The following is a 17,761-nucleotide window of genomic DNA, read 5'->3' on the forward strand; positions in this document are numbered from 1 at the left end:
CTGTTGATTTCTAGCCAGAAGTTATCGACCGGGTGTCAAGTTTGCGTGGTAATCAGCATTAAGGTGACCGGCTGCTTATGGCCGATAGTACGCGTTCGGCGGCCAAAGTTGGATGACCGCAATCGCTGCAGAGCCGACGTCCGGCGTCGTGGTTTTCATTTAGGCGGGGTGCGGCAAACAAGGCGGCCTGCATGCTCTGACCCTCGACATAAAAGCGTATCGCTGATACCTGTGGCCGACTTCGGTTGGGAGGTAAGCCGACGTCGGTGCTCTGATAACGAGCAAGCGCCCTTGATGATCCACCTCGTCTGTGCACGCATTTTGATTCACCTGAGACGGAGGTGATTTATCCTTATCCGCATGAACATACCCTTCGACACGCTTGCCTATTCTCGGCAATTGATGAGGGCGGGTGTGCCTGAAGCGCAAGCAGAACTACAAGCTAGGCTGCTTGCGCAGGTGCTCGGGAAATCAGCTGCATTTTCTGGAGACTTGGCAACCTTTGAAACCAATGTCTGCACCCAGATTGAGGAATCCGGGCTGAAGGTCGAAGGCCGCATGAATTCAGTCGCAGGCGATATCAAACCCTGGGCATTCCCTTCTTTGTCCAAACTGATGTTGGGCATTCTCGTCGCACTGAACTTCTTGATTTTTCTCGAAATATTTCTGAGCTAAGTTGTCTTGTTGCGAGAGAACATCCGTATGAATCTTGGACCTTGGCAAAAGATGCCTTCTTGGAAAGGATTTTGCGCGGCCATAGGTGCTAGCTCACAAAGATTCACCTAGTCATAGAAACCCGTGCCATTGAGTCCTTGCGGGTGATCGTGCAGTCCGCAGCAGACGCCCAGTCTAAGCTCGCTGGACCCTGGGTAAAAGAGGCTCCATCCCCGCAGGCCATGCACCGCTGCTGATGGCCCGCCAGACCTCTTCGCTCACATCACCAGTAACACTTTGAATTTCCCTCAAGGCGTACCGCCGCATCAGGCTCAGGAGCACTTCGTCTTTCTCGGGCGGCGCGCACAGCCGATAGCTGCGCCCCGACTCTGTTGTGACAGTGCCCTGCGCCAGCTCCACGCATTGCAGCGTGGAGGTCACGCGCAGCGATCCCGAATCGAGCTGTGCGATCAGGTGCAGATCTGCATTGCCCCGCACGAGAATGCGCCAGTGGCGCAGCGCCACGGTGGGCTGGGATTCAACACTTGGGGCCAGGCGATCGTTCACAAAATCAAACTGCATTGAAGCCTCCAGGCGTTGGGGGACAAGGGCTCTCACAGCAGCCTCAAGTCCATCACAACTGGGTTGTATTTTGCCCATTCCATTGCCCCTGTGCGTGCGGCTTTCTAGGATGACTTCCGAGGTATCACCATGCCCATACTGTTTCTGGACTTTGATGGGGTACTGCACCCCGAACACTGCCATGAGTCCAAACACTTCAGCTGCCTGCCCGTGCTGGAAGACGCACTGCGGCAAGTGCCTGAGTGGCAGGTGGTGATCAGCAGCACTTGGCGGCTGCAAAAGCCACTCGACCAACTGCGCAGCCGGTTTTCTGGAGACATCGCTGCCAGGGTGATTGCAGATACCCCCCGCTTCAACACCCTGATTGATATTCCTGCCACCCTTGTCAGCTACGAGCGGGAGGCCGAGTGCCAGGCGTGGCTGAGGGCAAACGACATGGCCTACCTGCCCTGGCTGGCCTGGGATGACCGCTCATGGTTGTTTCGGCCGTTTTGCAAGTCGCTGTTCCTGGTGAATGGCAAGACGGGCCTCACCGCTTCAGCCGGGGAGCAATTGAAGGAGAGGATGCGCCAGTTGTGCTGAGGATTCTGCGAACTGCAGGCTAGCCAGCAGCCTCCTCCGGGGGAGTGGCGATGTTGGCACACAGGTCGGGCCACCGAGGAGCCACGGCGCTTGCATGTCTCGGAGCAACGATACTTAAATATAGTTTTCTATCGAAATCTATATTTAAGTATCGTTCGGGGCTGCGCTTCTGTTGCTCCGGGGTGTATCCCGCGAGGCCGCCTCTTGAGAGTCGTGTCCAACATTTGCACCATGCGCATGGTCGATAACATGCGCATGTTAGGAACCAGGTGCCCCACAGTCGCATTGTTGCGATTTGCTTCCCCACCACGTCCCCACCAGACAGCAGACGGCGGTATAAACAGCACCTCTTTTGCATTCACCCACCTACCACCTATGAACCGCGCTGATCTCGTTGAAATCCTGGCCTCCAAGCACGACCTCTCCAAAGTAGCGGCCGCAGCTGTGCTGGAGTCCTTCATTGATACCGTCCAAACCGCCGTCAAAAAGGGCGACGCCGTCCAACTCGTGGGCTTTGGTACCTTCAAGTCCGCCAAGCGCGCCGCTCGCACGGGCAAGAACCCATCCACCGGCGCAGCCCTGAAGATCCCCGCAACCACCGTGCCCAAGTTCGTGGCCGGTGCCAAGTTCAAGGCCGTGGTGGACCCCAAGGCAGCCAAGCGCAAGGCTGACAAAGCCAGCAAGTAATAGGTCGAATAGGCCGCCCAGGCCTGCCTGGGCATCCAAGCAAAAACCGCCTCTGGCCATTGGCCTCGGGCGGTTTTTTGCATGTCTCACCAGCGCCGATCCTCCCCGAAGGTCACCGCAGCGCACCTGCGCGGAGCCTCCTTCTTTTTTCTGAGGATGACTTGTTTCTTCGTGCAGTCAATCTATAAAAAGTTGGGTGTTATGGGTTCTTTTGGCATTCAACCTATGAAATTGCATAGGTTAAAGACACTCAAGTCATCGGGCATGCCGCATCAAAGAACGAGCTGTCGTGGCTACCATTTGGCCTTAACGCATGACAATTCATAGGTTGAATGACGGAGCACAGAACCCCCTCAGAACTTGAACGTGATCTTGGAGAGCAGATCCGTCACGAGCGATTGCGCAAGAACCTGACCATGAAGGTGTTGGCCACGGAGGCTGGGATTTCTGAGCAGACCCTGCGAAACCTTGAGGAAGGATCGGGCTCGCGTGTGGAAACGCTAATCCGGGTGGTTCGTGCTCTGGGCAAGACGTCCTGGCTTGAGAGCTTCAAGCCGCGTGTCTCCATCAGCCCCATGCAAATGCTCAAAGGCACACAACAGAGGCAAAGGGCATCCAAGTCAAAGGGTTGAGGAATCTGCTCAGGGGCGAATGAACGAGAGGGAAGCACAGGATGGCTTGTTCTTTCCAAGCCTTCCAGATGCAACGTACCAGCGGCTGTGCGCGATGCTTGCGGATGCCATCCCAGATACCATCGGGCGTATGAATACCTTTTCCAACGCATTCCGGGCTGAAGTGGTGCGCATGGCGCGCAAAGAGCTCAAGCCTGAGCTGCAGAGCATGCGCAAGGCGATCACCAGCCATCGCTCAGAGATTGCGGCGTTAAAGCGTGACGTCAAAAACCTCACCTCGCAACTGAAGGTGGCCCTACGCCAGACCAAGGCAGTGCAAACCGCGCTCCCGTCTGGTCAGCCCAAAGTGGCGAAGCGGGCCTCGGGCGAAGCGTTTGTGTTCAATCCCGCGATGCTGGCGCAGATGCGCCAGGCCCTTGGCGCCACCCAACTGGAGATGGCGTCTTTGCTGGCGGTGTCTCCTCTGTCGTATTCCCGGTGGGAGAAAGGCCAAGCCCACCCACGCGCCAAGCAGTTGGCGAAAATTGAAGAAGCTCTGCGGATGGGGCCGCGCGTGGCAGAGAAGAAGATTCGCATGGCAGCTAAGGCCTAACGGCCGAGCCAGTGCGGCGACGGGGATAGATCTGCTTGGGAAACGACTAGGCGTAGCTGCCACTTTGGATTTGCAGCAGTGTCGATTGGACCAAGGCCAGCCCTTCGGGCTCTTGCAGGAGGTCGCCTGGACGGCGGTTTCCGAATGCGGGCAGTGGCGCTGCGAGCCACCCTTGCAGCCAGGCCTGTGCGTTGAATCCTTCCGTGCAGCCTGATTCTTCAACGATCTGCTGCACAAGGTCGATCAGATCTTGCGGGGGTGACGTTTCGCTGAGGTGGGCCATATGGCATTGTGATCTTGCGGCCCGTTGGCTGCAAACTCAATAGGACGGGCCACGGCTGGGTGCCCTTGGGCTTCTTTGGGATCTGTTCATTTATTGCGCGTGTTCATTTGCAATGAACATGGCGAAAAAATGAACAGCGGCGCATTCCCACTGAGGCGGTCGTGGCCTCCAGCCCCCTTTGAACTGGGAGGATCGTGAAAAAGAGGCTCTCTCGTCACCGGGCGAGGCGGATCAGACGTTCTATGCTCTGGTTAGACACAGGGCGGGACCATACCAATTACCGCACCGATTCCATATACTGATCGGATCGTCATGGCAAACCCATCCTCCGATAGCCGCATCAATGCTTCAAAGCCTGATTTGCGTGATGACCTGCAAGGCGGCTCTGCAATGAGGGTGCCCCAGGGCTACGAATCCGACGATGGTCCCCTCTCTCCTGCGCAGATACTGGCCCTCCAGGCTGTGGCCAATGAGGATCTGCCGAAGGGGGCTTTTTTAAGGAACGACGTGGCTAAAAGGCACCCATCCGCACCTTTGCGGACAGCCCGCATTGACCGCACCAATGGCTCACAGACGGTCGTGCTGCCGCCCGGATGCAGGTTTCCCGAGTCCGTACGTGGGCTGTTTATCCGTCGAGATGGCGAGACCCTGGTGTTGACCCCGCGCCCAACCGATTGGTCTACCTTCTTTGGCTCAGGTTTGAAGACCTCAGCCGACTTCATGGCGGCGCGAGAGCACATGTTGTTGGCGCCGATGCAGAAGTAAGCCACTTTTGACTCATGTGCTGCGCATTCCGGCGATGGTGACCGGTCAGTCCGGCACCATAAACACCCACTGCAAGTATCCTCAGTCCGCGGCCCCAAGCGGCCAGGAGCATTCATCTACAGCAGCGGCCGAATATCGAGCGTGCTTGACACGGACTAAGAGGATCACAAGTGAACGAATACATTCTTTTGATGCATCAGGACGCTCCCGACACGGAAGCCGCCGACGACTCAAATTGCTGGGCGCAGTACATTGCAAAGCTCCGCAGCACTGGCCAATTTGATGGGGGTAGCTCGATAGGGCGTGGAGAGCGCCTCAGGAAAAATCACTCGGGTCAACCGACCGACAATGATCTCGGCGGCTTCATCCGAGTGCGTGCAGCCAGCCTCGAAAGCGCAAAAGAGTTTTTAGCAGGCAATCCAGTGTACGAGGCTGGCGGCACGGTAGAGATCCGAGAGCTGCCCCAAACCTAGTGGTACAGGTGCCGCAATACGGGGGCCGCTTTGGGGCCCTGGCTGCCACTGATGCGATGGCTGTCATCGGCCAGATGCGGACATTGGAGCCACAAATGCCACTCGAATGGAAACACTCCACCGATGGAGTCGACTGGGAAGAACTTTCTGCACTCTATCGGGCCGCTCCACTAGGCGAGAAGCCGCCGCTTCTTCTGCAGAAAGTCTTCTCAAACAGCATGTTCAAGTGTTTCGTCTACGAGAATGCGAAGCTCGTGGCGGTGGGACGAGCGCTCGCTGATGGTGGAGATTGCTCGTACATATGCGACGTTGCGGTATTGCCCAGCTATCAAGGCACAGGCCTCGGCAAACAGGTTGTCAGTAACTTAGTGGAAATGTCATCCGGTCACAAGAAAATCATCTTGTATGCGGTCCCTGGCAAAGAGCCTTTTTACAGGAAATTCGGCTTCATGCGAATGAAGACCGCTATGGCCATCTTTAAGAATCAGCAGCAGCAGGTGGAGGGGGGCTACCTTAGTGAAAGCTAATCCTCAGATCAAGATGATGCATACCGGCAAGTCGTCTGCTGCCGGGTAGGCCAAAGGTCTGCAACGGGCCCTCTAGCATCCCTCGCTATGGGGCAGAATCCGGCCAGGAGCAGCCGGTCAACTCAAACGACAGCGGGCGCTCAACGTTGCCACGCGGTTGTGTGAGCCGAAAGTAGATAGCAACACGCTCAAGAAGCTTCCGACCGATGCCCAGTATGAGCGGCTGCCAGCGTATGACGCACCGCGCGCCTACCGTTGAGCACTTCGCCGATCGCGGTGGATCGCACCAAGAAGTGATAGCTCAGCAACAAGAGCGCCAAGCTGGCGAGAAGGATGAAGGGGAACTTGAGGCCCCAATGCAGTGGCCCTGTGCTGACCCAAACCTGCATCGCCGTGACCAAGGGCAGGTGGGCGAGGTAGATCCAGTAGGACGCGTCGGCAAGGTAGCGGATGAGCGCGCTGTGGCCGGCCAGAAAACGCAGGGCCAAGCCGGTGAGGGCAAAGCTCCAGGCCCAGGTGGAGACCACAAAGGCCAGCGTGAACATCTGTTTGATCTGACTGGGCATGGCCACGCCGGGATGCGCCCCCAACAGGGTCAGGCAGGTCAACGAAGCGAAGAGGGCCAAGCACAGGTGTGATACCCAGCTTTGGCGCATCGCGACCAAGGCGTGCGGCGCGCGATGAACCAGCCAGCCGAAGGCGAAGGCCATGCCATAGCCCACGGCGGCGGGAAGCAGCGGGATCAACGACCGGTCCGGTGTAGGGATGCCGGCCTGGGGCACCCATGTGGGCAGGCTCATCAGACAAGCGGCCAGCGGCAGACCTAGCAGCAGGGCGCCCAACGGCCAGCGCAGAGCTCCGGTGGTCATCCGGTCGAGGGCCTTGCGAAGCGACTCGCCACGGTCCAGCCGGACGATCAACCCGCGTAACAGCAGCGCGCCTGCATAGAGCCACAGCAACTGATAAAGGAACCAAAGATGAATAAGTGGGAAAGCGCCAAAGCCTTCGAAAGGTGACACGGCAACAGGCGGCGCACCGCCCGCGAGCTTCATCGCTCCCCAATGCCAGATGACGGCGAGGACCGGGAAGATCAGAATCCAGCCGACCACCAAGGGAACTCCGATGCGCTGCGCCCGCTGGAGCCAAAAGGCCCGCGCCCCCAGGCGCTGATGCATCAGCCGCGCGAAGTAGCCGGCGATGAAGAAAAACAGCGTCATCCGGAAGCTGTGCGACACGAAACTGACCCCGGCCAAGAAGGGGCTGGGCGAGTTGTCAATGGTGGCCCACAGTCCCGGCGGCAGGCCCGGGACGAAAGACTGTATGGCGTGAAAGGCCACGCCGAGCAGCAGTGCGAAAGCGCGCACGGCGTCCAATGCGTGCAGCCGCTCGGGAGGGGAGTGCATGGAGAAGGAGTCCTTGAACGGCCAGGGTTGGGAAGGTGGCGTTTGTGCGGCCTAACGTCCGCGCTCAGCCGCCGCCGAAGGGGGGTGGATGGAGCAAAAGGTTAGCCAAATTTCCAGCAAGCGAACCGTGCTTTGGGCACAGCAAGACGCCTTGACTTGAAACCGACCACCCCTGTGCCTCGGCTTCGGCAGAGGCACGCTCTGCCCAAGATTCAATCGGCTCGTGGGCCGCTTCGCTTGCAACGAACACCTCACCGCAATCAACCGCGTCACACTGGACAACGATTTCCGTGTGGAGCCTTTCGGTAAGTGCTTTGTCTGGCATAGCAGTAGCTGGCTAACGTTGGAGCTGAGGGGCCGAAACGGGCTGGCCGCACGGAGCGATGATGACCTGCTGAGCGGAGTGCGGCCAGCCGGTTTCGGTCCACTCCAGCGACCAGTTAGGCGTCACTAGTCACGCCCCGAATTCTTGGGAAAACTTCAATTCCTAGCGAAACACCAAGGGCTGCGGCTCGACCCATGTCGGCCGGCTTCCACGAATCGCCCGTGTTTCTGTCGCCTGGCAGTTGCACGATCACTTCAATAGAGCCACCCGTTGCTAGTACCCGCTGGAGGTCGGTGCTTCTAGTTTCGAGCCAAGAGATTACATCCGACACTTCGGAGAAGAAGTCCCTCTTGCCAGTTGTCTCGTCGACCATCGACCAAGACGCACCAAGCCCATCGGCACGCGTGCGCGAATGGTCTGGGTCCGCACCCATCGCACGCGTCAAATCAGCCACAGACATGGACGGGTGGTTCACTAGAACCCGGATGCTGAAATAGTAGCTGTCGATCAAGGTGACGCCTAACTCAATGTAGACGGCAAAACACGGTTGATACATCCGGGGTGTGACGATACAGCTTTTGAAAAAAAGTGCCGCAACCCGCTTGCCTGTTGGCTTGCGAACCAGGATGCTGTGTAAATAGACAGGTATAAATTTCTCATGAAACCCGGCAAGCATTAAGTCGGCAAACTATAGCGTGACAGTAAGCCCAACCGAGTTCACCTACTGCGTGCTCTCTAGCACTAATTCATCTGTTTTGAATCAACGGCAGCTTCCGGGTGGCACTCCCGAAAGACAGCTCAGGGCCCGAAGCCGCCATCCAGTTTTCTCTCAGACCTATCACCCTTTTTTCGCTTCAGCGATGGACCTTCGGGCACTCCAAAAAGCCAGGACAGCGAACCCAAAAAATACCGATAAATCGGCCCATTTGCTGCCGAACAAGAAATAGGAGTCTTTGGATATATTGGCGAAGTAAGTTGCTGAATCAGATTTCCACCACAACATGATCCCCCGTCCTCCGTACCAATCAAATGTGTAGGTGCTGTCGGCGTTTCTTTGGTAACGAAAGCCGACACCCTCATATCTCAACTCGCCAGGAGCCGCCTTGGCCCACAACGAAAAATCTTCATCCGTCGGTAGCTGTCCCACCTTTTTCCTGTGGCTATCGACAAAGCTGCTGGCTGCCACAATTCGGGCACGATCATCCCCTCCCAAGTTACGGATCGGTTGAGATTCAGTGTGGAATGCGATGAAGTATGCGATTGCCGACAATGACAACCCAGTAAGCGCTAGAGCAATGCATGCGCAAAACCGCAAAGGCCGAGCGAAAAGATCGAGTGAAGTCATGGGAAAAAAGACTCAAGCCGATTCAATGTCAGCTATTGGCCGAATTCTGCCTTAGAGGAGCGCTTGGACAGGGGGTTAGCGCCCTGTCATCGGTGCCGGCAGAGTGGTCAGGTCGAAATGGACTCAGTGTTCAGGTGCGTCCGGAATACGCATGTGCCGACACCCCCGTGAGCCAGGCAAGTGGCTCTCTACCCACACGCCTGTTGGGTGCGGGGGCGGAGCAAGTGGCGCAGTCGAAGGTAGGCGCGGTGGCTCACTCCGGTCTCGGCGGCAGCACGCCTGACCGTCGGCATCAGTCTGGTCCAGCCCAAGGCGCGACCAATCAGCCTTCGCGCAAGGCGGTTGCCTCAACCCGGTGTCTGCACCGACTTGGTAGACGCCGCGGGCTTCACCAGCCGCCCGATCTCACCGCCGCACGCACTGAAGTTGCTGGCGTATTCCTCTGGGTTATCGAACTGCACCTGGGCTTGCATCAGGCGACCGAGCTCCTGTTTCGCGTAGACCAGGATGCCCGCGCTGCTGCCGCCCGAGGCCCAGGGATAGTCCAGCTCGCGGAACTGGCGCGCGATGTCGCGGTAAATGCGCACATGCGTCTGCTCGTGTTTCATCACGTGTGCATAGGCACAGCTGCCCGGCGGGATCTCGCTGGCCACGCGCAGCACCGGTTTGATGTAATCCAGCCGCACGACGACGCCCTGGCAACTGGTCTGCGGCATGACAGCCAGCTTGGTCTCGACAACGACGTGGCCGAGTTGCGTACCGCTGCGGCCGGCGCCCGCGCCGATCTTCGTCAATTCGGCGGCCGGTTTGGCGTTGTCCACTTCCGGGTCGGCGAACCAAGCCGCGCTGAAACGCACCGCCTTGTCGCAGGGAGGCAGGTCGGCGGACTGCGCCTGGAAGCAGGCGCTGACCAACAGCAGAGCGAGGAGGCTTTTCATCGTCACCTTCTGGTTTTCGGCAAGACGCGCTCGTCCTGAAGCGGTGGCCGCAAGGCGGCTAACCAAGCGGCACAAAACCAAGTCATATTGATTCAGACGCCCCTCGCACCGTTGAGGGCGTCCAGCGGAAATCCGCACCGACGCCCGCACTGGCGCCAAGGAGCGTGGTCGCATTGACGACGCTGGCATCTTTTACCCAGAGCCGCAGCCGGCTTGACGGGCTCCATGCGGGCGTCAACTGACGGCATTCACCGTCAGTAGCAGCCCTGGGTCAAACTGGCCGTTTTCAAAATGCCCTCCCCGGCGCAAGTACCCCCGAGGGTTGCAGACAACTCTGCAGCCGTGCTCCAGGTAGTCGAACGAGGTGTGGGTATGGCCATGAATCCAAAGGTGGGTGTTTTCAAAAAACTCGCGCCCCAGGGCCGAGCCAAAAGCGCCATTGGCAGGCTCACCTTTGTACTCCGCTGCCGTTGACTTAGGGGTGGGGTAATGGTGGGTCACTACGACCCGCGTTCTTTGAAGCGGCTTGGCCAGTTCGCTGGCCAGCCAAGTGCGACTGGCTTGGTGGCGCTCGATGGTGCGTTCGGGCGTGCAGCCAGCGATCTGGCGGTAGTCGGCCATGAACCGCTTGGCAGCCTGGATGGATTCTTCTTTGTTTTGTGCGCCCATCAATTCAAAGTCGGTCCAAAAAGTGGCCCCTAAGAAATCCACACCGTCGATCGTGAGGGTCTCGTTTTCCAGGAAATGGACGCCACACTGGCCTGCGGCCTTGCGCATGTCCATCAAGCACCGCTCCCAGTGCCGATCGTAGAACTCGTGGTTCCCGGCGACCAAAATGATGGGTTTGTCTCCGAAGGCTTCTCTGGCCCAAAACGGGGTGTACTCGCCGTTATGGATATCCCCCGCCAGCACGACCACATCGGCTGCCTGCAAGGCCTGTGCATCGGGTCTGAAAACGGCCGATTCAGCGTGGAGGTCTGAGAGTACGTAGAGCTTCATGGTCGTTTGCACCGCTTGAAATTTCTCAATGCCCGTTGGTGGACTCTCCATAGTGCCACGCCCCGCATCCCGCTCCGGCCATCTCACAGGATGGCCTGAGGGGTTGTCATGCAAGCATGGGGCATGCCTGTCTTCGCTTCTGCCAAGCAGGCGGCAGAGACTCCATAAGCTGAGCTTTAGCCGCAGGCCTATCGGGCGGTCGCCGGAAGAAACGCCACTCCCGTGCGCCGCACAAGCTCCGCATAGCTGATAGGAGCCGATACCCGCTCTCCTTCACGGTTCTCCTGCCAATGCGCCCATGACTTGCCAGTGGTGGCGTCGTAGACCAGTTTGAACAGATACCGGGGAACACGCACCCGGCCCTCACCAATGGTGGGCGCGCCTCGCTCAAACACCGGCCCCGTGAGCACATACACATCGCCACGCGCACGCAGTGCGTACTTGCGGGTGTCTTGTTCAATCTTTGCCCAGGAGCCGCCGTTCTGTTGAGGGTTCTGCGGGACCATGTTGGCCAGGCTGAACGACTGGGCCATTGCGGTGGGTGTCGACATGTCCCCTGCGGGTGCCATGTGCCCTCTCGAATACCCCGAGTGCTTGTAATCCTCGAGCTCTGCGCGCTCTGCTGCGGGCAAGCGTGCATCGGCGAAGAAGCGATCAGCTCGCTTCTCGTTGGCCTCCTCGATGGACTTGCGATTCAGGCGCTGAGCGACATACACCGGAGTCTTGGTCTCACCGCTGTGCAGCACCGCAAAAGACTCATAGCAAAGCTCCCGCAGTGCTGGGCGCTGAGGCACGACAGGCGGACGCCCATCTACAAAAAACTGGCGGCACTGGGCAAAACTGGTGGGATGAGGAACCGTGAGAGGAGTCTGGTCGAAATGACCTCGGGCCTGGACGGAAAACGGAGACAGAAACACGAATGCCAGTGCGGCAGCCACTGGGCGGAAGGCAAGAGATTTCACGGAACATTGATCAACAAAGGGGCCGCGATTTGACCACCAAATCAATCGTTAACAGATCGATACACTCACAGCCAGGGAGAGAAGTTGATGAACCGTCTGGCGTTGTTTGCGGCAGTGTTTGTGTGCACGTTCGGAGCGCAGGCCCAAGAGGTCTACCGGTGTGGGAACACCTACACCCAAGAGCCCTGCAAAGGGGGGCGCGCCGTGGACGTATCACCCACGCTGAGTGACCTGAGCGGCCCAAAGACCACGGTCATCTACCTGTGCAGAGCACCGGGGGGAAGTCTGTACTGGATCCCTGAAAAGTGTGCCACCCGTGGCTGGACATTGGAGCGCAGCGCCACCGTCTCCAGCGGCGTCGGCTGGGACAACCAAGTCGCAGAAGCTCGTAGGCAAAGAAACGAGGCTGAGGAGCTGACGCGCAGTCCAGCACCCGCTTACAGCGGCGCCCCCCAGGTATCCCAATCCCCATCGTCTGCGAACACCAAGGCCCAGTGTTCAGCACTGAATGAACGCGTGGCCATGCTGGACTCCATGGGGCGAGCAGGTAGCCGCTACTACGACTTGGACTGGGTGCGATCGGAGCGGAAGAAAGCGCGAGACGAGCAATACAGGCTTCGCTGTTGATCGGCCAACGTACGCAGCGTCCAGAGACCACGGGCGAGTTGCTTTAAGCGGCGAGCCAATGGCAATGCGAATTGAGCGCACTTTGGCGCTGTTCAGCCTTCGCCGCCGGACTCAATGTCATCGCTGCCCAAGTCACCTGCCGCCACTAGAGCGGAAAGAACCTTGCCGAGTCCGTCAGGACTGCGAGCAACATCGTCGGGGCACTCGCCGTTGAGTTGCGGGTTTGGCGTGGCCAACCACTGCCGAACACGGTCCCAAGAATGGAATGCCGCGAATGCCGCTTGGTCCAATGCCATCAAACGTTCGTAGTCAGGACTGCCGAATTCACGGCCAACGGGCGCCGCGTTTAGCCAAGCGAGATCCTCATCGGCGTCTGGGGGCCGTGATCCACCTTCGCGTTTGGGCTCTGTTGTCTTGGGCATTGGTACATGCTACCCCTTCCAAGATCTGGTGGCTACGCTGAACTTGGATGCCGGGACGGTTGGAGTTGCGTTGCAGTAAACATCGGATGTGAGCCTTGATATTCGTGGGCATCACACCTGATGGAACGAGGCTCGAAGTCTGATGTTGAGCGCTTTGCCAGTTTTAGGGGACTGTGCTCCAGATGCCTGAGGGCCGGTTTGCAGCGATTGCTGTCTGTTGAGCTTCCCATGTGCTCGGCTAGTTTCTGACGCCAAGCAGTCGTTGGTGGGAACACTGTACGCACTCCCTTCGAAGTTCATGTCCGCGCCGATCACAGCTTTGCGGGTACATGATGAAGCGCCCCTGTTAGACCTCACCCCAACATAAAACACTCACAGCTGACACTCGCGGTGGTGATGTGTCCGGCATTTTCCACCTAGATAAAACGTGCCCGTAGATCCGGACACGTTGCCACTCACCATCAGGACGTCACGCTAACTTCGTGCCAGCTACTCGCGGGCACGCTGGCGCTGCTTGTGCCAGACCATCAGTCCGAGCATCGCCGACAGCAGCGCTAACGCCCACGGTGCATCTACAGGAATCCCCACGGCGTCGCTCGCCACAGGCACCGCCAACGGGGCGAACGGATCGCTGATGCTACCGACTGTTCCATCCGAGTCACCCACGCCGTTATCCGTAATGCTGTAGGTCACCGTCTTGCGGTCGCCGCTGAGTGACGCACCGCTGAACTGGAACCAACTAGATGCAGCCACCACCCCGCCCACCGCCGCTGTAGCAGGGCCGTACTTCCAGAACTGAATGCCGGCCGGGAGGGCTTGTGGGTATGTAATCGCCATCGTCACCGTCCCAACGCAGCTGGTGGACTGGAATGCGTATTCCCCATAAGGCATGGTTTTGCCCGCAGGAGCCGGGTTGGACAAACTCGCAAAACCGCTGGTGGGATTCAGCGTGCAGGATGAGCCGCCTCCCGACAGGGTCGCCGTAGCCGTGCCGACCATGCCAGGCACCGTGCCCGACACAGTGAGCAACTGGGGTGTTACGGCGGCAGATGCAGCCGATGCAGCGCTAGCGCCTGCGGAGTTGTTGGCGGTCACCGTGAAGGTGTACGACGTGCCGTTGGTCAGACCGGGTACGACGATGGGGCTAGAGGCGCCGGTGGCGGTGATACCGCTAGGCGCGGATGTCACCGTATAGCTTGTGATCGGTGCGCCACCACTGACTGCCGGGGCCGTGAATGACACGCTGGCCTGGGCATTACCCGCCGTGGCCACACCGATGGTGGGTGCGCCTGGAACCACTGCGTTGACCGCGAAGCTACGCGACACCTGTGGGGCCGCCAGATAGCTGCCATTGCCGGCCTGGTCTGCATTGATCGTGCAGGTGCCAGTCGTTATGAAGGTCAGTGCGCCACCCGTAGTGATCGTGCACACGCCCATGGTCGAAGACGTGAAGGTCGGAGTCAGTCCGGAGTCGGACGTCGCGGTAAACGTTGGGGTGCTTCCAAAGTTCTGTGCGGGTGGCTGGGTAAATGTAATGATTTGCGCGGCCTTGGGCGTGACCGCATTGGATGCCGCAGACGCCGCGCCCGTACCCGCAGTGTTGTTTGCAGTGACTGTAAACGTATAGGAAACCCCATTGCTCAGACCCGTCACAGTGATGGGGCTTGCAGCGCCAACGTTGGAAAGCCCACCCGTGTTGGAGGTGACGGTGTAGCCGCTAATGGCGGAACCACCCGTGAATGCCGGGGCGGTGAAGGTGACCGTTGCCTGGGTATCACCGGCAACAGCCGTGCCGATCGTGGGTGCACCGGGCACAACCGAGGCTACGGAGAAGGTTTGCGCAGACTGCGGGGCGGCCAGGTAGCTGGCATCACCGGCCTGGTCTGCATTGATGGTACAGGTGCCGGCAGTCACGAAGGTCAGTGCGCCACCGGTGCTGATGGTGCAGACGCCCGTTGTTGCTGATGTGAAGGTCACGGCCAAGCCGGATGTTGCCGTGGCGGTCAGCGTCGGGGTCGTGCCAAAGTTCTGTGTGCCGGGGTTACCGAAGGTGATCGCCTGCACCGTCTTGGGTGTGACGGCATTCGATGCCGCAGACGCCGAACTAGTGCTTGTACCGTTGGTCGCGGTGACGGTGAAGGTATAGGACACGCCATTGTTGAGCCCTGTCACCGTGATGGTGCAGGCAGCAGGACCTGCGCAGGTGCCGGTCGCGCCGCCAGGATTTGCCGTTGCCGTATAGATGGTAATGGGTGCGCCACCGTTGGACGCTGGTGCGGTGAAGGTGACCGAGGCCTGGGTATTACCAGCGACGGCCGTGCCGATCGTCGGGGCCCCGGGGGCTACAGCGTTGACCGTGAAGGTTTGCGAGACCTGCGCAGCGGCATTAAAACTGCCATTGCCCGCTTGGTCTGCATTGATGGTGCAGCTACCGGCCGTCACCAAGGTCAACGTGCCGCCGGTTGTGATCGTGCAGACACCAGCAGTGCCAGTCGTGAAAGTGGGTGTCAGGCCGGACGTGGCGGTGGCCGTCAGTGTGGGCGAGGTGCCGAAGTTTTTAGCACCAGGGTTGTTGAAGGTGATGGACTGCGCACCTTTGGGCGTGACACTGTTGGACGCAGCCGATGCAGTGCTGGTGCCGGCACCGTTGGTTGCGGTGACGGTGAATGTATAGGCCGTGCCATTGGTGAGGCCTGCGACGGTGATGGTGCAGGCAGCAGGTCCAGCGCAGGTGCCGGTCGCGCCGTCAGGACTGGCCGTTGCCGTATAGATGGTGATGGCAGACCCTCCGTTGGAGGCCGGGGCGGTGAAGGTGACCGAGGCCTGGGCATCACTCGCTGTCGCCGTGCCGATGGTGGGCGCGCCGGATGCGACTGCAGCGATCGTGAACGATTGCTGGACCTGGGGTGCTGGGGCGTAAGTTGTATCACCGGTCTGGTTGGCATTGATGGTGCAGGTGCCGGTGGTCACGGTGGTCAATACACCGCCGGAGGTGATGGTGCAGACACCGGAGGTGGTGGTCGTGAAGGTGGGTGCCAGGCCCGATGTGGCGGTGGCAGGCAGCGTGGGCGTGGTGCCGAACGACTGGGTGCCGGGGTTGTTGAAGGTGATGGTCTGCGGGCACTTGCTGGTAGTGAACGTAGCGTCATTGCCGTTGGTGGTGCCTGCGCTGCTGACGCCGTTGACGCGGAAGTGGTAGGTGGTGTTGCAACTCAGGCTGGAGATGGCCACGGAGGCAGCGGTGACACCAGCACCTGCGCCCACGGTGCCGCCGGTGGTGGCGGCTGCAGAGTTGCCGTAAGCGTTGGTCAGGCCGTATTCGAAGGTGACGGTGGTGGATGCGCCGTTGTCGTTGACGGTACCGTTCAGGGTCGCGCCAGTGGTGGTGATGCTGGTGGCGGCGCCTGTGGTCGCGGTAGGGCTCGGTGCAACGGGGTTGTCCAAAACGATATTGTCAAACGCGAGCAAGACATCGTTTTGCGCGGCATTAGCACTGAAAACGATGGTGTCAATGTATTGCCACTTGCTGCCGGTGAAGTCAAGGTGCAATCCCCATCCGCTGCCATCGCTGGGCCCGATGCGTGTGGCTGTCATGGCATTCACACCAGGGCTGTAGTTTTGCGTCGTCAGCACCGATATGTCAAAACCCGTAATTTGGGCGACCTGGGTTCCGCCAGGACCGCCGGTGTACCCGGTGACCGTGAAAATCTGTGCGGGCCCACCATTACCCGTTGCGATGTCCATAGACGTCAGCTTGAACTTGGTTTGGGCATTGCCTGCCAATGTAAAGCTGGTGACGCTGTTCGCGGTACTACCGGTCCAGTTGTAGTCGCCAATGATGCCGTTGCCAGTGAAGCCGCTGAGGGTAGTAGCCAGGAACGACGCTACATCTGGGCCAGCCCCGCCGTTGATGTCCACCTGGCCTGCGCCATTGACCGTGAAGGTGATGCCATCAAAGTCATAACTGCTCGTCGTATTGCCTTGTACTGCACCTGTGAATGTGATCGTGGTCGGTGTGGTCAGCGTAGTCGGCAATACATGGCTATACAGCGCCCGGGTTTCCGCTGTCAGCACCGATTCCGCACGAGTCTTACCGGTGGTGGATTCCAGAAGCCAATCGCCACCCAATGCCTTTGCGCCAGTGAGGTTGTCAGACGCGGCAACATTGGCCCGTGTCAATGCAGACAATTCCTGTACGAAGCGTTTTCCATCTTCGCCTTTAGCAACCTCACATCCGTATAGCAACAGCTCGCCGCCTTCTCGCAGGCTTTGCCCGATCTGCTGGAGCATGCCTTCCTGTGCGGACAGGTTGGCTGCGTTCAACGAAAAACTGCCCAGATCCAACTGGGCCATGCTTCCGTGAGAAATGAGGTGGATGGCGCTCAGGCCGCTGCGGCCCTGGAGATAGGCCGACATTTCACGCAGACCATTGCCCTGGCTATTGAGGCGGACCACTTCAATGTGCGGCCGCACCCCGAAGGCCAGCAATTGCCATTCGCTGACATTGTCTTCAACAAACAGCACTTCATCCGCACCCAGAACGGGTTGCACCGCATGGGCTTCCGCCACCCCTGTGGCCGCAATAGACGCGGAGACTGCTGGTGATGCGTGCGCAGGAGCACTCAACAAAGCACCCAACACCAGCAGAATTGAGAAGACCCGACTGTGCCAGCGCGGGAATGCTGATGTATGTAGGCCAGGCTGAAGACCAGCATGTGGTTTTTTCTGTACCATTTTTAAATCTCCCCTAGCGTCAATTTATAAAATATAAATAGCTTATTTTTTATATTTTGCCAATAAAAAATCGTCTACATTTTTTATTTGGCGCAGCAGAGAAAGATAGCTCAAACTCAATCGCTCGACAATAAAATATGGCGATCTTTCGGTCGAAAAATGTGGCTTTTGCCATTGTCCGCGGAGCATTCTCCGTGCTTCGAGCAACAATTCATCGCTGGCACTTGCG

Annotated in this window: 18 protein-coding genes; 8 read left to right on the forward strand and 10 right to left on the reverse strand. The window is 58.9% G+C overall.

Annotation, left to right across the window (positions count from 1 at the left end; genetic code table 11):
* Positions 1-360: 360 nt before the first annotated feature.
* Positions 361-675: a hypothetical protein gene (locus tag CLU88_RS11100; protein ID WP_099656647.1), complete on the forward strand. Its 315-nt coding sequence runs from the start codon at positions 361-363 to the stop codon at positions 673-675.
* Positions 676-849: 174 nt separating this feature from the next.
* Here CLU88_RS11100 and CLU88_RS11105 read toward each other — a convergent pair whose 3' ends face one another.
* Positions 850-1,236 carry a hypothetical protein gene (locus CLU88_RS11105; RefSeq protein WP_099656648.1) on the reverse strand — a complete coding sequence of 129 codons (387 nt, stop codon included), beginning with the start codon at positions 1,234-1,236 and terminating at the stop codon, positions 850-852.
* A gap of 129 nt (positions 1,237-1,365) precedes the next feature.
* Between CLU88_RS11105 and CLU88_RS11110 the strand changes: the two genes are divergently transcribed.
* The 4 genes from CLU88_RS11110 (at position 1,366) to CLU88_RS11125 (ending at position 3,729) form a co-directional block, all read left to right on the forward strand.
* Complete coding sequence (locus CLU88_RS11110; RefSeq protein WP_099656649.1) at positions 1,366-1,818, forward strand: HAD domain-containing protein; 453 nt, start codon at positions 1,366-1,368, stop codon at positions 1,816-1,818.
* Positions 1,819-2,193: 375 nt separating this feature from the next.
* On the forward strand, positions 2,194-2,505 hold the full coding sequence (locus CLU88_RS11115) for an HU family DNA-binding protein (protein WP_099656650.1): 312 nt from the start codon (positions 2,194-2,196) through the stop codon (positions 2,503-2,505).
* Positions 2,506-2,837: 332 nt separating this feature from the next.
* On the forward strand, positions 2,838-3,137 hold the full coding sequence (locus tag CLU88_RS23520; protein WP_099656651.1) for a helix-turn-helix domain-containing protein: 300 nt from the start codon (positions 2,838-2,840) through the stop codon (positions 3,135-3,137).
* Between the two features lie 19 nt (positions 3,138-3,156).
* A complete protein-coding gene (locus CLU88_RS11125) occupies positions 3,157-3,729 on the forward strand; it encodes a helix-turn-helix transcriptional regulator (protein WP_233205440.1) in 573 nt (190 codons plus the stop codon).
* 46 nt (positions 3,730-3,775) lie between these two features.
* Here the strand turns inward: CLU88_RS11125 and CLU88_RS11130 are convergent, their stop codons facing one another.
* Positions 3,776-4,012: an MbcA/ParS/Xre antitoxin family protein gene (locus tag CLU88_RS11130; RefSeq protein ID WP_099656653.1), complete on the reverse strand. Its 237-nt coding sequence runs from the start codon at positions 4,010-4,012 to the stop codon at positions 3,776-3,778.
* A 312-nt stretch (positions 4,013-4,324) separates the two neighbouring features.
* Between CLU88_RS11130 and CLU88_RS11135 the strand changes: the two genes are divergently transcribed.
* The 3 genes from CLU88_RS11135 to CLU88_RS11145 all read left to right on the forward strand — a co-directional run bounded on the left by CLU88_RS11135 (position 4,325) and on the right by CLU88_RS11145 (position 5,777).
* Positions 4,325-4,777 (forward strand): hypothetical protein, encoded by a 453-nt coding sequence (locus CLU88_RS11135; protein ID WP_143225983.1) that lies wholly within the window; start codon positions 4,325-4,327, stop codon positions 4,775-4,777.
* A gap of 170 nt (positions 4,778-4,947) precedes the next feature.
* Positions 4,948-5,250 carry a YciI family protein gene (locus CLU88_RS11140; RefSeq protein WP_099656655.1) on the forward strand — a complete coding sequence of 101 codons (303 nt, stop codon included), beginning with the start codon at positions 4,948-4,950 and terminating at the stop codon, positions 5,248-5,250.
* A 95-nt stretch (positions 5,251-5,345) separates the two neighbouring features.
* A complete protein-coding gene (locus tag CLU88_RS11145; RefSeq protein WP_099658803.1) occupies positions 5,346-5,777 on the forward strand; it encodes a GNAT family N-acetyltransferase in 432 nt (143 codons plus the stop codon).
* A gap of 188 nt (positions 5,778-5,965) precedes the next feature.
* Here CLU88_RS11145 and CLU88_RS11150 read toward each other — a convergent pair whose 3' ends face one another.
* The 8 genes from CLU88_RS11150 to CLU88_RS11190 all read right to left on the reverse strand — a co-directional run bounded on the left by CLU88_RS11150 (position 5,966) and on the right by CLU88_RS11190 (position 17,532).
* Positions 5,966-7,180: an acyltransferase family protein gene (locus CLU88_RS11150; RefSeq protein WP_099656656.1), complete on the reverse strand. Its 1,215-nt coding sequence runs from the start codon at positions 7,178-7,180 to the stop codon at positions 5,966-5,968.
* 440 nt (positions 7,181-7,620) lie between these two features.
* On the reverse strand, positions 7,621-8,181 hold the full coding sequence (locus tag CLU88_RS11155; protein WP_143225984.1) for a hypothetical protein: 561 nt from the start codon (positions 8,179-8,181) through the stop codon (positions 7,621-7,623).
* 162 nt (positions 8,182-8,343) lie between these two features.
* Positions 8,344-8,850: a hypothetical protein gene (locus tag CLU88_RS11160; RefSeq protein ID WP_143225985.1), complete on the reverse strand. Its 507-nt coding sequence runs from the start codon at positions 8,848-8,850 to the stop codon at positions 8,344-8,346.
* Between the two features lie 347 nt (positions 8,851-9,197).
* Positions 9,198-9,788 carry a hypothetical protein gene (locus CLU88_RS11165; protein WP_099656659.1) on the reverse strand — a complete coding sequence of 197 codons (591 nt, stop codon included), beginning with the start codon at positions 9,786-9,788 and terminating at the stop codon, positions 9,198-9,200.
* Between the two features lie 234 nt (positions 9,789-10,022).
* Positions 10,023-10,901 carry a metallophosphoesterase gene (locus CLU88_RS11170; RefSeq protein WP_143225986.1) on the reverse strand — a complete coding sequence of 293 codons (879 nt, stop codon included), beginning with the start codon at positions 10,899-10,901 and terminating at the stop codon, positions 10,023-10,025.
* A gap of 74 nt (positions 10,902-10,975) precedes the next feature.
* A complete protein-coding gene (locus CLU88_RS11175; RefSeq protein ID WP_369827692.1) occupies positions 10,976-11,698 on the reverse strand; it encodes a DNA/RNA non-specific endonuclease in 723 nt (240 codons plus the stop codon).
* A gap of 770 nt (positions 11,699-12,468) precedes the next feature.
* Positions 12,469-12,798 (reverse strand): antitoxin Xre/MbcA/ParS toxin-binding domain-containing protein, encoded by a 330-nt coding sequence (locus CLU88_RS23525; RefSeq protein ID WP_369827634.1) that lies wholly within the window; start codon positions 12,796-12,798, stop codon positions 12,469-12,471.
* A 489-nt stretch (positions 12,799-13,287) separates the two neighbouring features.
* The gene (locus CLU88_RS11190; protein WP_099656664.1) at positions 13,288-17,532 is read right to left on the reverse strand and encodes a DUF4347 domain-containing protein; all 4,245 of its coding nucleotides are present in this window, start codon (positions 17,530-17,532) and stop codon (positions 13,288-13,290) included.
* Positions 17,533-17,761: the final 229 nt, after the last annotated feature.

The organism is Acidovorax sp. 56 (assembly GCF_002749705.1).
Lineage (GTDB): Bacteria > Pseudomonadota > Gammaproteobacteria > Burkholderiales > Burkholderiaceae_C > Acidovorax.

Bases quoted from the DNA above. Each gene is read 5' to 3' on its own strand.
- CLU88_RS11190 (WP_099656664.1), bottom strand. From the start codon at position 17,532: ATGGTACAGAAAAAACCACATGCTGGTCTTCAGCCTGGCCTACATACA.
- CLU88_RS11105 (WP_099656648.1), bottom strand. From the start codon at position 1,236: ATGCAGTTTGATTTTGTGAACGATCGCCTGGCCCCAAGTGTTGAATCC.
- CLU88_RS11115 (WP_099656650.1), top strand. From the start codon at position 2,194: ATGAACCGCGCTGATCTCGTTGAAATCCTGGCCTCCAAGCACGACCTC.
- CLU88_RS11165 (WP_099656659.1), bottom strand. From the start codon at position 9,788: ATGAAAAGCCTCCTCGCTCTGCTGTTGGTCAGCGCCTGCTTCCAGGCG.
- CLU88_RS11155 (WP_143225984.1), bottom strand. From the start codon at position 8,181: ATGCTTGCCGGGTTTCATGAGAAATTTATACCTGTCTATTTACACAGC.
- CLU88_RS11145 (WP_099658803.1), top strand. From the start codon at position 5,346: ATGCCACTCGAATGGAAACACTCCACCGATGGAGTCGACTGGGAAGAA.
- CLU88_RS23520 (WP_099656651.1), top strand. From the start codon at position 2,838: ATGACGGAGCACAGAACCCCCTCAGAACTTGAACGTGATCTTGGAGAG.
- CLU88_RS11110 (WP_099656649.1), top strand. From the start codon at position 1,366: ATGCCCATACTGTTTCTGGACTTTGATGGGGTACTGCACCCCGAACAC.
- CLU88_RS11150 (WP_099656656.1), bottom strand. From the start codon at position 7,180: ATGCACTCCCCTCCCGAGCGGCTGCACGCATTGGACGCCGTGCGCGCT.
- CLU88_RS11160 (WP_143225985.1), bottom strand. From the start codon at position 8,850: ATGACTTCACTCGATCTTTTCGCTCGGCCTTTGCGGTTTTGCGCATGC.
- CLU88_RS11125 (WP_233205440.1), top strand. From the start codon at position 3,157: ATGAACGAGAGGGAAGCACAGGATGGCTTGTTCTTTCCAAGCCTTCCA.
- CLU88_RS11100 (WP_099656647.1), top strand. From the start codon at position 361: ATGAACATACCCTTCGACACGCTTGCCTATTCTCGGCAATTGATGAGG.
- CLU88_RS11135 (WP_143225983.1), top strand. From the start codon at position 4,325: ATGGCAAACCCATCCTCCGATAGCCGCATCAATGCTTCAAAGCCTGAT.
- CLU88_RS23525 (WP_369827634.1), bottom strand. From the start codon at position 12,798: ATGCCCAAGACAACAGAGCCCAAACGCGAAGGTGGATCACGGCCCCCA.
- CLU88_RS11130 (WP_099656653.1), bottom strand. From the start codon at position 4,012: ATGGCCCACCTCAGCGAAACGTCACCCCCGCAAGATCTGATCGACCTT.